10 protein-coding genes are annotated in these 13,605 nt (G+C 40.5%); 1 reads left to right on the forward strand and 9 read right to left on the reverse strand.

Annotation, left to right across the window (positions count from 1 at the left end):
• Position 1 precedes the first annotated feature (1 nt).
• The 6 genes from ACSZOX_RS11370 to ACSZOX_RS11395 are packed head-to-tail and all read right to left on the reverse strand — an operon-like array spanning position 2 to position 7,487.
• Positions 2-1,213 (reverse strand): M20 metallopeptidase family protein, encoded by a 1,212-nt coding sequence (locus tag ACSZOX_RS11370; RefSeq protein ID WP_437920081.1) that lies wholly within the window; start codon positions 1,211-1,213, stop codon positions 2-4.
• 8 nt (positions 1,214-1,221) lie between these two features.
• Positions 1,222-2,787 carry an SLC5 family protein gene (locus tag ACSZOX_RS11375; RefSeq protein ID WP_437920082.1) on the reverse strand — a complete coding sequence of 522 codons (1,566 nt, stop codon included), beginning with the start codon at positions 2,785-2,787 and terminating at the stop codon, positions 1,222-1,224.
• A complete protein-coding gene (locus ACSZOX_RS11380; protein WP_437920083.1) occupies positions 2,768-4,153 on the reverse strand; it encodes a neutral/alkaline non-lysosomal ceramidase N-terminal domain-containing protein in 1,386 nt (461 codons plus the stop codon). Before ACSZOX_RS11380 ends, ACSZOX_RS11375 begins: the two co-directional genes overlap by 20 nt.
• 6 nt (positions 4,154-4,159) lie before the next feature.
• Positions 4,160-4,939 carry an SDR family NAD(P)-dependent oxidoreductase gene (locus ACSZOX_RS11385; RefSeq protein WP_437920084.1) on the reverse strand — a complete coding sequence of 260 codons (780 nt, stop codon included), beginning with the start codon at positions 4,937-4,939 and terminating at the stop codon, positions 4,160-4,162.
• Between the two features lie 35 nt (positions 4,940-4,974).
• Positions 4,975-6,153 carry a galactonate dehydratase gene (gene dgoD, locus ACSZOX_RS11390; RefSeq protein ID WP_437920085.1) on the reverse strand — a complete coding sequence of 393 codons (1,179 nt, stop codon included), beginning with the start codon at positions 6,151-6,153 and terminating at the stop codon, positions 4,975-4,977.
• Between the two features lie 11 nt (positions 6,154-6,164).
• The gene (locus ACSZOX_RS11395) at positions 6,165-7,487 is read right to left on the reverse strand and encodes an aspartate aminotransferase family protein (RefSeq protein ID WP_437920086.1); all 1,323 of its coding nucleotides are present in this window, start codon (positions 7,485-7,487) and stop codon (positions 6,165-6,167) included.
• 171 nt (positions 7,488-7,658) lie between these two features.
• Here ACSZOX_RS11395 and ACSZOX_RS11400 point away from each other — a divergent pair, with 171 nt between their 5' ends.
• On the forward strand, positions 7,659-8,471 hold the full coding sequence (locus ACSZOX_RS11400) for an SMP-30/gluconolactonase/LRE family protein (RefSeq protein WP_437920087.1): 813 nt from the start codon (positions 7,659-7,661) through the stop codon (positions 8,469-8,471).
• A gap of 53 nt (positions 8,472-8,524) precedes the next feature.
• Here the strand turns inward: ACSZOX_RS11400 and ACSZOX_RS11405 are convergent, their stop codons facing one another.
• From ACSZOX_RS11405 to ACSZOX_RS11415, 3 genes are all read right to left on the reverse strand, one after another.
• Positions 8,525-9,169: a GntR family transcriptional regulator gene (locus ACSZOX_RS11405; RefSeq protein ID WP_437920088.1), complete on the reverse strand. Its 645-nt coding sequence runs from the start codon at positions 9,167-9,169 to the stop codon at positions 8,525-8,527.
• 70 nt (positions 9,170-9,239) lie between these two features.
• Complete coding sequence (locus tag ACSZOX_RS11410) at positions 9,240-11,975, reverse strand: hypothetical protein (protein ID WP_437920089.1); 2,736 nt, start codon at positions 11,973-11,975, stop codon at positions 9,240-9,242.
• 12 nt (positions 11,976-11,987) lie between these two features.
• A complete protein-coding gene (locus ACSZOX_RS11415; protein ID WP_437920090.1) occupies positions 11,988-13,601 on the reverse strand; it encodes a RagB/SusD family nutrient uptake outer membrane protein in 1,614 nt (537 codons plus the stop codon).
• Between the last annotated feature and the right edge of the window lie 4 nt (positions 13,602-13,605).

The raw sequence follows: 13,605 nt of genomic DNA on the forward strand, positions 1-13,605 counted from the left end.
TTTATACGTCTAAAGAAACATCCTTCGCCAATAAATCAAAAGTGATCTGCAACATACTCTGCATAGCGAATTGAAAAGCGTCTTCATCCAAGTCAAATGTAGCTGTATGCAAACCCGACACACCATTTTTAGTCTCTTTATTAACACCTACAAGATAAAATAGCGATGGAAACCGATGGGAATAATATGCGAAATCTTCAGCGGCCATCCAAATATCAACAAGTTCTACTTTGGCAAGAGCGGTATCTCCTACACTTCTTAAAAATTGCTGTGCTAGCTCTTCATTGTTAAGCAAAAATGGATAACCATGGCGTACTTCTAATTCTACATCAGCACCTAAATTGCGGGGTAATTGTTCAATCAAGCCCCGAATACGATCCAGAGCCAAAGAACGCCATCCTTCATCGACTGTACGAAATGTCCCCTCCATATACACTTCATCGGGAATCACATTTGCAGCGCCATTAGCTACAACTTTACCAAACGACAAGACCGAGGGGATCTGCGGATTTGCGAGCCGGCTAACAATTTGTTGTAATGCTGTAATTAACTGAGCAGCTATCGTAACAGGATCAACACATAAATGAGGCTCAGCTCCGTGTCCACCTTTTCCCTTAATACGTACATAAAATTCATCGCTAGATGCCATAAATTTTCCGCCACACAGACCTAAAGTACCAGAAGGCAATCTAGGGCTAACATGCAAACCTAAAACGGCCTGCACACGATCCTTATATAAGGCGAACTCTGCAGCTTCCAATACCGCTTGCGCTCCTCCAGGAATCTTTTCTTCGGCCGGCTGAAAAAGCAATAGGACAGTACCTGAAAATTGTGCACTCATTTCTTTCAGCACCTTTCCTACCCCCAAGAGATTCGCCGTATGGAAATCATGTCCGCAGGCATGCATCACCCCATCATTTAGGGATGAAAACGGAAGTCCTGTATTCTCCTGTATAGGGAGAGCATCTATATCTGCTCGGAGCATAATGCAGTTATCATTATTTTCTCTAGTTCCTTTGATCTCCGCCAGAACACCTGTACCTGCAATTTCTCGCCAAGGAATATCCCAAACCGTTAACCTATCTTTAATAAATCGGGATGTTTCATATTCATTAAAAGAGAGTTCAGGATTGGCATGTAAATGCCGTCGTATCGAAACAACCTCTTCCTTATTCTCGGAAATCAATCTTCTTACAAAATCTTTTATCATCATACCTATTTCTAGAAGAATCTAACATAGAAGAACAGTACTAATGCAGTGATAATACCCCACCAAAGTACAGGGTTCTTCCATCCGCGATAAGTGCCCCGTTCTGCTTCGGGCAGTTTCAAACTCTCTTTTTGCCAAATCAGCCCCTCCAATTGGAGAGCAGAGCTCGGTTTCGTACATAAACTTACTACAAAACAACTCAACATACATATCCAGAATACAATACCTGTTCGATTAAAAAAGGGCATATCTGGAAAAATAAATTCGATTAAAATAGAAAGAGGAATAGTTATCAAGCCTGCAACAAGTGCTCCTTTAGCAGTTGTCCTCTTCCAAAATATCCCCATCAAAAACATGGTCGCAATACCAGGGGTAAACAATCCATACAAATTCATGAGATACAAAAACACAGGTTTATCGGAATAGCTAATTAATAAAATTGAGCTCAAAATTCCGGCAGTTATAATGACCACACCTGACCATTTGCCAAATCTTATTGCTTCTCGATCTGTAGCATTTTTATTGACATACTCTTGGTAGATATCAACGGTCAAAATTGTGGTACATGAATTTATAGCCCCAGAAATATGCGACATGATTGCTGAAATTAGTCCAGCCATAACAAGGCCAATCAATCCCTGTGGCAGGAGACGCTCCACAAGAGTTGCAAACAAAAGATCCGGCTTCTCGAGTTGAGGGATAAATACAGGGGCTACCAATGCCGGTACGGTTATAATAAGAGGTATTAGAAATTTTAGAAAATCTCCAAAAATAACCCCCATTCTACCATGCCACTCATTTTTTGCTGCTAACACCCGCTGCACTATAAATTGATTCGTCGCGCAATAAAACACACTAATACAAAGCAGACCACCCAGGTACATTGTCCACGGAAAATCAGGATCGGAAGCCGGATAAAACATCTGCCAACTTTGCGAAGATTCTACAACCGCATCAAATCCTCCGGCAGCCTTTATTGTACTAAAAGTCAAGATAATACCCCCCAAAACAAGTACTACAAGTTGTACCATTTCGGTCCATATCACAGCTCTCAATCCACCGATAATAGTGTAAATTCCTGTTAAAATAGCCAAACCAATCACACTGTACAAAATAGGTACATCAAACAGTGCATGTAAAGACAAAGCTCCTAAAAACAATACTGCCCCAATCTCCACAAATACGTATGTCAAAAGAATGAGTATAGCATATAGTGCTCGCGTGGCTTTCCCGAAACGTTTTTGCAAATATTCGGGTATGGTGTAAAATCCATTCCTTAGGTAAAATGGCAGAAAAATCCACAGCAAAGCGTTAAAACCTATCAGTATAGCTCCCCATTCTAACGTGATAGCGACAAAACCACGGCTGTATGCAGCCCCCATTGCCCCAACCAAATGGTGGCTACTGATATTCGCCGCAATAATACTTCCCCCTATCATCCACCAGGGTAATTTATCACCTGCTAGGAAGTAGTCTCTTTTAGAATCACTTCCCTTTCTAGAAGCATATAGGCCAAGAAAGACAATGCCCAATATATATATAACAAAAATACTTATATCAACTAATTCGAGTTTCATAATCACAATGTTTTACTATTAATTCTTGGGCTGCTGTTGTTAATTTCTCCAAACTACCTGCAGCATAAGGCGTCTGCCAAACGGCATACATATCATTCGAATAAAGTTCTTTTGGGGGAAGATACCCCACATAACCATTGGCGATGTTAACCACAACAATTATCTTATGGGGAAATGATTTACGTAGCTCCAGCTGAAAATAGGAATAAGCCTCATTAGGTTGTGCAACCAGAATAATCTCTCCGATTTGCCAAACCCATAGCGGCAAATCGGCCACTTCTTGTTCGCCTATAACCAGTCTAGTATTCAACTTTCGCCATAGACGATCTTTCATCACTCGATCCTGTGCCAATAGGTATTCTTTTTCGATAGCTAACAAATCAGGCAACTTCTTATAATCCACTGTCACCGTAAATTTTTCAGCGTAGACTGTTTCAACAATAGAAGTTGGTTTAGTTTTCCATATCGCCAATGGCGCCCCCGAAGGCAATGCGTGATCATATACGAGATCATCTCCTGCGCTACGAAATCCCTCAATAGTAGACAATACAGCATATCCCAACTTTCTACCATGCCTGTCAACAATCGCCGGATCAGAGACGTACTGTTCTTTTGGTGCCAAATCTCCCGAAGCCCCCTGTAGAAATAAGGTCGGAACTTTCCATTGATTTTCGACAACCTCACGCATAGCCCCCACAAAATCTGGGGATAGTAAAGTATTTTCATAAGCAAAAGTCGTGGGATGACAGGCATAATTTACAAAAATAGCACCAGGCTTACCGTCATTCCATCTTAATAAGCCAACAACCAGCGTGTCGTCTGCCGTTGCTGTGGGATCATACCCCACCAAGAATTCATTTCCAACATGTAAATCGCGTTTAGTAGCTAGATCACAAACTCCATATCCCCAGACAATAGTTCCTTGAGCCATTTCATTATTTGCTTGCTGAATCAAACTAACGGCAGTTTCATAAAGCCTTTCTAGGTAATCTTCTATGTACTCTCCACCAGGCTTTTCTCTATCAGCAGAGCATAAACTAGGCCCCGCATGTGTATGTGAAAGACAGAACAGGAGCTGAGATTCCTGCAGACTAAACTTTTTCAATAGACGGCTTCTTAAATGCACTTCATCGGCACTATTCTTCCACCAACCAAGATCGGCTGTAAGAATTACTTGTCCAAGCTCCCCTGTTTCACTTCCAATGATGAAACACTGCATAACTAAGGGTCTATGAATTCCTTGTGCATTGTCAAATGCCGCAGCCCCCCAGTTTCGTGCATAAATAGCTAATGGAGGAGTGATATCAGCTTCTTTGACTGCAAAAAAAGCACGCGAAGCCTGTTGATGGTCAATCTTTATCGACATATCTTTTTACTTTCTGACGAGGGAAAGTCCGCCGTCGATTAGTATTGTACTTCCTGTAAGATGTTTATTTTTAGGATTACAAATCCATAACAATTGATCGGCAACCTCGTCAGCTTCAATAATATCGCCTAATGGAACCTGCTGTCTTGCCTGCTCTATTTCTGCTGGATTTTTCGACCAAACAATTTTGCTCAATCCTGCATTAACAAAACCTGGAGCCAATTCATTGACACGAATTCCGTAAGTGGCATATTCTAAGGCCATCGATTGACAAAGCATTCTAATAGCAGCCTTAGAAACACTGTAAGCAGGTAAATTTTGATGAACGGCATGTGCAGCCCAACTTCCCATAAACACTATATTCCCTTTCGTTGCGTTCTTTACAAAGCAATTTGCAGCGTAATTTGCAACAAAAAAAGACCCATCCAAATTAACACGAATTTCCTTCGACCAATCCTCTGGAAGCAGTTCTTGATATCCTTTCAATGTAACAGTTGCTGCATTTGCAACTACGATATGAAATTCCCCAAATCTATCATATACGTTGTCGATCCAAGTTTTCACCTGATCAAAATCTGTCACATCAACCTCATCATAGTGATATACTGCTCCCAAGTTATCTAAGACGGATAATTTATCCATTGCAATATCTTTGGGATGGCGATCACACAGCGCTACGATAGCACCTTCACCAACAAATCGCTGAGCAATAGCCATTCCTATATCACCCAAAGCCCCCGAAACCAATACCACCTGTTTAAAAAAAACTGGAGAATTTAAATTCATTTTTAATTTGTTTATAACGTCTACCTTATCCTGTACTACCAATCCCCTATACTTCCATCTTTATAGAAGGTTCTTTGCAAAATTTCCTGTTGAAAAGGGTGTTTCTTCACCTCTGCTTCATTTATCTCAATTCCTAATCCTGGGCGCGTGTTGGGCAGTACAATACGTCCTTCTTTCTGCACCGTAAAGCCTTCTGAGACTACATCACTACGCCACTCGACATCATTATGTACACTTTCGCAAATGATGTAAGAAGGAGTTGCAAATCCCAATTCGATAGACGCTGCAGTACTTACCGGCCCTTGGGGGTTATGAGGAGCCATAGATACTCTATAGGCATCTGCTAGCGCTCCAATTTTACGCGCTTCAGTCAAACCTCCACAGTGCGTAATATCGGGTTGGATAACACTAACAGCTCTCTTCTCTAACATATCCCGAAATGCATGTACGCCGACTAAACGTTCTCCTGACGCAATTGGAGTTTGGACAGCGCGTTGTATCAGGGCAATATCATCCATACTTTCGGGCCAACAAGGTTCTTCAAAGAAATACAATCCATAAGGTTCCAACGCCTTTGCGAAGAGCATTCCCATACGAGGGGACGGTCGAGCATGACAATCGACCATGATATCAATATCATCTCCAACCGCATCACGCATAGCCGCCACACACGCTTCTGCGTATTTTATCGGCTTTAATCCTTCTAAGGGCATGGTTTCGGGAACCGCCATTGATTTGAAGGCTGTAAACCCCTCTTCAACAGCCTGTTGAGCCAATTCACCAAAGCGTTTAGCATCACCAGGTGCCGTCTCATAAAAATCTTCCATTTTACCTCCGCCCAAATGACAATACAGACGAATATAATCCCGCACGCGACCTCCCCACAGTTCGTGACAGGCAACCCCATGAATTTTACCTAAAATATCCCAAAGTGCGATATCTATACCACTAATTGCTGTACCACGGACAATTCCATTGCCATGCCAGAAGTGTTGCCTATACATCATCTGCCACAAATACTCAATACGTCGAGGATCTTCGCCAACCAACAATTGTGAAATATCTTTTATTGCTCCAACGACACTTTGCGTATGCCACTCCAATGTAGCTTCGCCCCACCCCCATAGTCCAGGCTGATCTGTAAGAATCTTAACAAAGATCCAATTTCGCATTCGAGCATGACATACATGAGTCTCAATAGCTGTAATTTTCATATCAGTTGTTTTTAGATTTCGTTTACGGCGTCTTTCGTTTTTTCCAGGGTAACAGCAATGTCCTCTTCTGTATGAGCGAAGGAAATACTCCCTTGCTTGATCGCTGCCGGAAAATTAAATATTCCTTTTTCTATTAATTTCTTTCTATACTTAACATCGAATTCAAAATCATGATTCGCTAAAATATCGTGGAAATCTACAGGCTGATGATCCATAAAATAAGTACAAAATGCAGAGCCTTGTCGCGCAATATGAAACGGCCGTCCTAATTTAGAAAAAATATCATTGAGTCCTGACTCCAATATTACGCCTAATTTGTACACATGACCATATACATCAAACGTTGGATTCGACAGTTTCTTTAACGTGGCTATCGCAGCTGCCGTTGTCAACGGAAATGCATTATATGTTCCGGCAATCATCACTCGATTTTCTTTAACAGGATCAATAAAATAATCCATATACTTTTTCTTACCACCAATTACACCTACGGGATATCCATTAGCTAACGCCTTTCCAAAAGTTGAAAGATCTGCCTGTACATCGCAAATGGATTGATAACCTCCCAAAGCATGACGAAATCCAGTTTTTACTTCGTCAAAAATTAATAAAAATCCATTTTCATCTGCCAATTTTCGTAAACCTTCTAAATAGCCTGGTAGAGGTTTAATCATCCCCACATTTTGCAGCATAGGCTCCAAAATAATGCAAGCAACCGGATATCTTTTTACAACGTAAGCAACAGAATCCAAATCATTGTAGTTTATAACATGTATAAGTGAGCTGTGTCCATAAGGTACACCAGCCGACGCTGCATCGTAAGGATACTCACCTGGGCTTACGTAAGAACCAATGTCATTTAAACTGCTGATAACATTACATGCTACATCATTATGCCAACCATTATAGCCACCTTGCATTACAATGACATGTTCTCTTTTTGTCGCAGCCCTTGCGATTCGAATAGCGTGGTAAGTTGCTTCAGATCCTGTCGTTGTAATTTGTATACTGTCGACTGTTGGTACACAAGCACAAAATAATTTTGCAAACTCCCCCTCCAGTAGTGTAGGTCCAGCCCCCATCAAAACCTGATCTTCTGCCAAAGTATTTCGCACAGCTGCATTCACATCCGGATCATTATGTCCAAGAAAAGAAGCCGCAAATCCAGCTTGATAATCGATATATTCATTACCATCGATATCCTGAACACGGCTTCCCTTTCCTCGAACAAAACAAATATTGGGATCTGATTTTCTATTAAGTGATACAATTCCTCCAGGTATCCAGTTTTCATTTTCCAGCAACACGCCGGACGATTGTTCCCATGATGTCATAGATAATTTAATTTATGTTATATATTTTTAATAATTGTTATGCGATACTATTTCTTTTCTAATGAGGATCTCCTTTAAGCAAAAGAGAAAGTCGTCAATCGATCAGTTATTTTGTATACTAAATTAAAATATATTTGTATACTTTTATAATAAATTGAAAAAAAAATTAAAATGGATACTTTTGATATTTACGAATTAGCAGATAAACTTGATTTCCCAGAGGGCCCGATCAGCTTAACAGATGGAAGCATTTGGTTTGTAGAGAAAGAATCAGGCTGCATAACACAGTACAAATCTGGCTCACTTCATCGATATCAAGTCAATGGAGCGCCAAATGGATTAGCGAAGTTTCAACATTCAATATGGTATTGTGATGCGCTCCAAAATAGCATCTGCAAGTTTGACCTTGAAACAAAAGAAACCGAAACTATGGTGGATCAAATTGACGGAGAACCACTTTTTATGCCAAATGACTTAGCCTTTGACAACAAGAAAAACCTCATATTTACCTGTCCGGGTCCTTCATTGGGGACAAAAAAAGGATACGTATGCTGCTTATCTGAAAGTAACGATCTTACAAGAATTGCTACTGGACTAGATTATCCAAACGGCATAGCTTTTTCTAAAGATGCAAAACACCTCTATATCGCAGAAACAGGCAGCAGGAAAATATGGCGAGGAAAATGGGACGACAAAAAAAGGCATTGGCTCAACCCACATCCAATAATAGAAACAGGGGGAAGCGTCGGTCCTGACGGGATGGCTTTTGACGAACACGGAAATCTATATATTGCTATTTATGGAGAATCATCAATAAATGTATACAATAAAAAACATGAATTGACCAAAAAGATTATTGTTCCAGGAAAAAATCCCACGAATTGCGCTTTCGCTATATCAGGCACCGGTTTGATCATAACAGAAGCTCAATTTGGAAAACTATTACAGGTCTCTATTCAAGCTTACGGTATATTGCCAGCATAAAAAAAGGGAACTTCCAGACGGAAGCTCCCTTTTTTATGATCCTATCTTTAGTCTTAAACAAACACTAAAGATAGCACCTCTTTTTCACCGCGATCCAGATGAGCCGTCAAAGCTTTGAATGACTGCTCATAATTATTACGCTTAATGCCATCTAAAATTTGTGCATGCTCATCTTTTGTCAACATATAATCGTCTAAGTCACTCAGCACACTATCCAATTTCATATGAAACAGCGGAATATTACTGTTCTTATATATACTAAGAAGACGCTGATTTCCAGAACCTTCAATTAGTTTTTCATGAAATCTAATATCAGCCTCGCAAGCACCACCAAAGTATCCTTTATCCACCATTATTTCAAAATCTTTACACAACTGCTCAAGCTCATGAATCAGCTGCTCATTTCTCTTTTCAAAGATCAACTTCAACGCCCCCACTTCCAAAAGTTCCCTAAGTTCACGAATCTCATGCACATCATTTGTGGTCATCTTCTTAACGAAACTACCTCCCTTTTCTCCAAACTCGACTAAGTTCTCCCCCGCCAGACGCATAAAAGCTTCGCGAACGGCTACCCTACTGACATTCAGTTTTTCAGCCCATTGACTTTCAACTAGACGCGCACCGCCAACCAACTGATTGGATAATATTTTTTTTCTTACTTCGAGATAGACCTTAAAGGATAGCGAATCTTCTTTCATATTGTATACATTTACAGCTCAAAATTACATTTTTATTTCTAAATTATGTCAATAGATAATGGTTTTATATTCAATTCATTTGATAATCCATCAAACCATATTGCCGACCAGGTTTTAAAATTACATTTTGACTACTCGTCTCAAAACTGTATACATTATCTCGATTTTTAATTTCAACATTTTTCCCTGCGTGACCTTCTTCAATAATCTGCCAAAAACCGCTTTGAAGTCCTGCTATCACTATTTTTTTAGGCCTATTTGGTAAATCGCTTAGCAAGAGCTCTTTTTCAATAAAGCCGTCGTGCTTTGGAAGACAAACGACCACGTCCGCAAATTGAAGAACATAAACATCATTCTCCATCTTCATATCCACAACATACGGCTTAACACCTTCTTCCGCCATTTGAAATACCGTAAGAAAAGAATTTTCATCTTTTAAATGCGCGGGAGACACCATAATCCTACTCCCCTTAGCCTCCGGCCAACTAGAATTAGGTGTATACTGAAACCCAAAAACGTTATTCGCCATGGAACCATTTAAAATTTGCACTTCACGATCCGCTGCAGCCGGAACTAACATCTTCACATACGTTTTTCCTACCATTCCTTTATGCTGATTATGAAGAACCCAATCCCCATCTTTCACAAGCGGCTCGTACAGTGTATTAATCTGCCAATACTTCCGAAAAGAACTATCTGCACTACGAATATGATCGGCAAGGATGACAACTGCTGGTATAGAATCGTTGAACATATTTAAGAAACAGAACGATCTGACATAACTTTTCACTTTCGCCGTATACGCAGCTGCGAGATCCACTTGAAAATAACTGTAAAAAGGCTTTATTTTATCTGGACCAAAAGTGGAGGACTTCACTTGTCCAGTACTGAACCAAGGGTTCGACAGAGCTTCTTCCGGACTACGCGGAAAAAGCTGACTGAAACGTGTTCCTCCATCATTAGCCTCGGTACGAAATCTCAGCGGCTCTTTAGGATCTTTAACAAGCATCATACTATGAGCAACAGACCTCTTATTAAAATTAAAATCATAAGGAGGGCCATAAGACAAATACAATCCTAAATCTCCAACCTGTATTCCTCGATAATACAGTTGCAAAGCACCTGCATCCGCATGTTGATGATTACCAAAATGATATCCCCCTCCTTTTATTTCAGCTACAACATCTGAACTCTCCGGCCTTTGATCCCATCCTGTACGCGCCAACATACCACCCAACACATCGCCAAAATCCTTACTCAATGGCAGTCCATCATAACTCGTCAATGGAGGAAGACTTGGATCGTTCAATAACAAAAACAAGACCGGATTATCCGGAAGCCCTCCTTGTTTATAAAACTCCCCCTTAATCAGAGGATCTTTAGCGTAAGCATAACATAAGAGCATCGTTTGTGGATTTTTCCAATAGAAATCATCACTATTAGCGTATTTCACATTAAACATGTCACCATCTCGCATCATCTTACCATCCGGCGTACGCATGTACACCCAATAATAGGGCAAGTTTTTAATGTTACTATCAAATACCTCACGCCCCAACATGCGATAAAAAAACCAGACCGCATGCATCTCCCAAGCGAAGCGATACCCACCATAATCAATCCCTTGATTATGTCTAGACGAAGCATATTCGAACTTTCGCATAGGAACCAATTGCTCTAGAACGGTATACGATGTAAATTTATAAGGCGTTGGATCTTCGTCAAAAATAGCAATACTCATCGCTAACAAATCGCGACAAATCTGCGCCTCATTTCCATGTCCATTAATAATACTTTCCGCACCATGAAAAGGAGGCCATCCGATCTCCATATCTCGGGCCAAGCGCAACATATGTTTACGATACATCGCTTTTTCTTCTCCCGTCAATAAAGGAAAACACCAATCATAAACGAGAGCTGCGGTATAAATCGCTCGACCTATTTCTCGCGAAATATCCCCATAGGTCACATTCCCAAATTCGAGAACATTTAAGTATGTATCCATCAACTGCACCGCTTCACGCCCTATTTGACGATCCTCTGTCATAAGGTAATAAAACGACTTACGTTCGATGATACGCTCTAATTCCTCGTTGTAAAATGTTTCCTGTTTTGGGTTTAAAACGATAGGACAAGCTTCTTTAGCCTCCATTACTAATTTATCCCAGACAGGCTTGTTTTCCGAAGAGAATAACCTACTTCGGACCGTAACAAGACTCTCCTGATTAACCCAAAGCCTTGGATGCCCCTTAGGCGGTGTAACCGTAGGATGGTAATTTTCTGCAACATCTAGAGGTTCTGGCGCTTCATATAATTTCATCCGAATACGAGACAAAACTAAATTATCGGGCAACCAGATCTTTAGTTCCTGTCGCCCCCGTAGAAGATCAAATTTCCCCAACACCCGTTTCCCTCCTTGACGAGAATCATATACAATGCGTTTTGTGATACGATCTGAATTGAACTGGAAATAAGCATCCCGCAGTAACACCCCCGTTGTATCTTTATCTTTCAATAAACCAAAATCATAGGGAAACGATTCAGCCTCCAACAGGTAGCACCCAGACTCTGGCACAACCAAAGAAACCGATAAATCTGCACTTCGTTCGGGATAGCCTTCTTTAAAGTCCTCACGTCGATACACACCACGCCCTTCCTGACCAGATCCTTTCCCGCCTTTGTAAACAGCAGCCTTTTTATTTAATAAGCGAGCATTAGACACATCCACAACTAAGACATCCTCTTGAGCGATAGCAAACAAACCATAACACACAAATGAGATAACTAAAAAAAATCTATCAAACATCTTTTATACAATTTACCAACCAGGATTTTGTGTCAATTTAGGATTTACATCAATTTCTGTTTGTGGTATAGGCCACAGATAATAGTGATCAGGAAACCCCCGTTGCCTTATATTCACACCCGTAAATTCCGTCATCCAAACACCATCAACGACATCTTTTGCTATTTTCCACCTACGTATATCCGAATAACGCTGCCCTTCGCCACAAAGTTCAACCATTCTCTCATGACGGATTTTTTCACGCATAGCATCTTTTCCTAACCCAATAGTTAGATCCGGCATGCCTGCACGAGCACGTACTGCATTAACCGCACTATACACACTCTGATCAGGGGCTGACAAAGCTTCATTTTGAGCTTCGGCATACATCAACATAACATCAGCCAAACGAATCAGAGGAAAATTCTGCGGCATGTTATCTTGTAAAACATAGACAGAGCCTGTTTCCACAAACTTTCTCCACGCATAACTTCCTGCCGTCCAAACCGGAACATACGCTTGTGCATCCGTAGTCACAACTGGAAACCGATAAAGAAATTCCACTCCTTCTTTACCGACAAAAGTAGACCAAGGAACCACTATCGACATATCCATTCGGGGATCCCTATCCTCAAACAACTTCCTTACCGAAGCCTCATCACGCCAATCAGTTACACTATTCGGATTGAAAACTTCCCCATTTGCATTTGTAAAATTGTTAAAATCAAATGCTGTACCATCGATCATTTCATAAGCATTTACCAGTTTAGGTGTTGGTCTTGTACGTTGCGAACCCGTTGTAGCTCCTCTAGCATTACCATAATTTCGATCGGTAGCAATACCATACCCCTGCTCCGCGATATATTGTACATCAAAAATGACTTCACTATTATTATTTCCAGCAACCCTAAATAAGGAATGGAAATCAGACAATAGTTGACGATCACTACTCTCCATTAATAATTTAAAATCAGCAGCTGCCTTTTCATATTCCTTAGCCCACAAATGTGCTTTTCCTCGCATAGCTAAAGCAGCCCATTTCGTTGCACGCCCCTTATCCGATTCCGCATAAGATTCAGGCAGAGCAGCATAAGCATCCGTTAGATCGTTTACAATAAACTCATAAACTTCCTGTTCACTACTACGCTCATTATAAGCCTCATCTACATTCATTGCCTGATCATAAAGTGGAACTCCCCCAAAATAATCCCATAATTTAAAGTAAAAATACCCTCGGAAAAATTTAGCTTCTCCAAGAACTCGCGCCTTTGTACCTTCTGCCATTTGAATCTCCGGCACATATTTAAGCACTGTATTCGCTCTATAGATACCTTTATAGAATCTACCCCAAGAATCTGAATAAAATGTAGCATTTGCAGGAAAGGCACCTGTTGTCAATCCAGTGGCCCAAGATTGATAGGAGATATCTGTGAAATCATCCATCATACCATAAATCACTATACTATTGGTGAACTCTCGATTAACCTCATACAAAGCATTAACCCCCATAATAGCATCCTCTTCTGACGCCCAAAAGTCTCCCTCCGATAATCCCACTAATGAATTTCTATCCAAAAAATCACTACAAGATGCGAATAGAACAATTAAGAAGGTCGAAAATATAATTTGTTTAATTTTATTAGTCATGGTT

Source organism: Sphingobacterium sp. LRF_L2 (assembly GCF_965644235.1).
GTDB lineage: Bacteria > Bacteroidota > Bacteroidia > Sphingobacteriales > Sphingobacteriaceae > Sphingobacterium.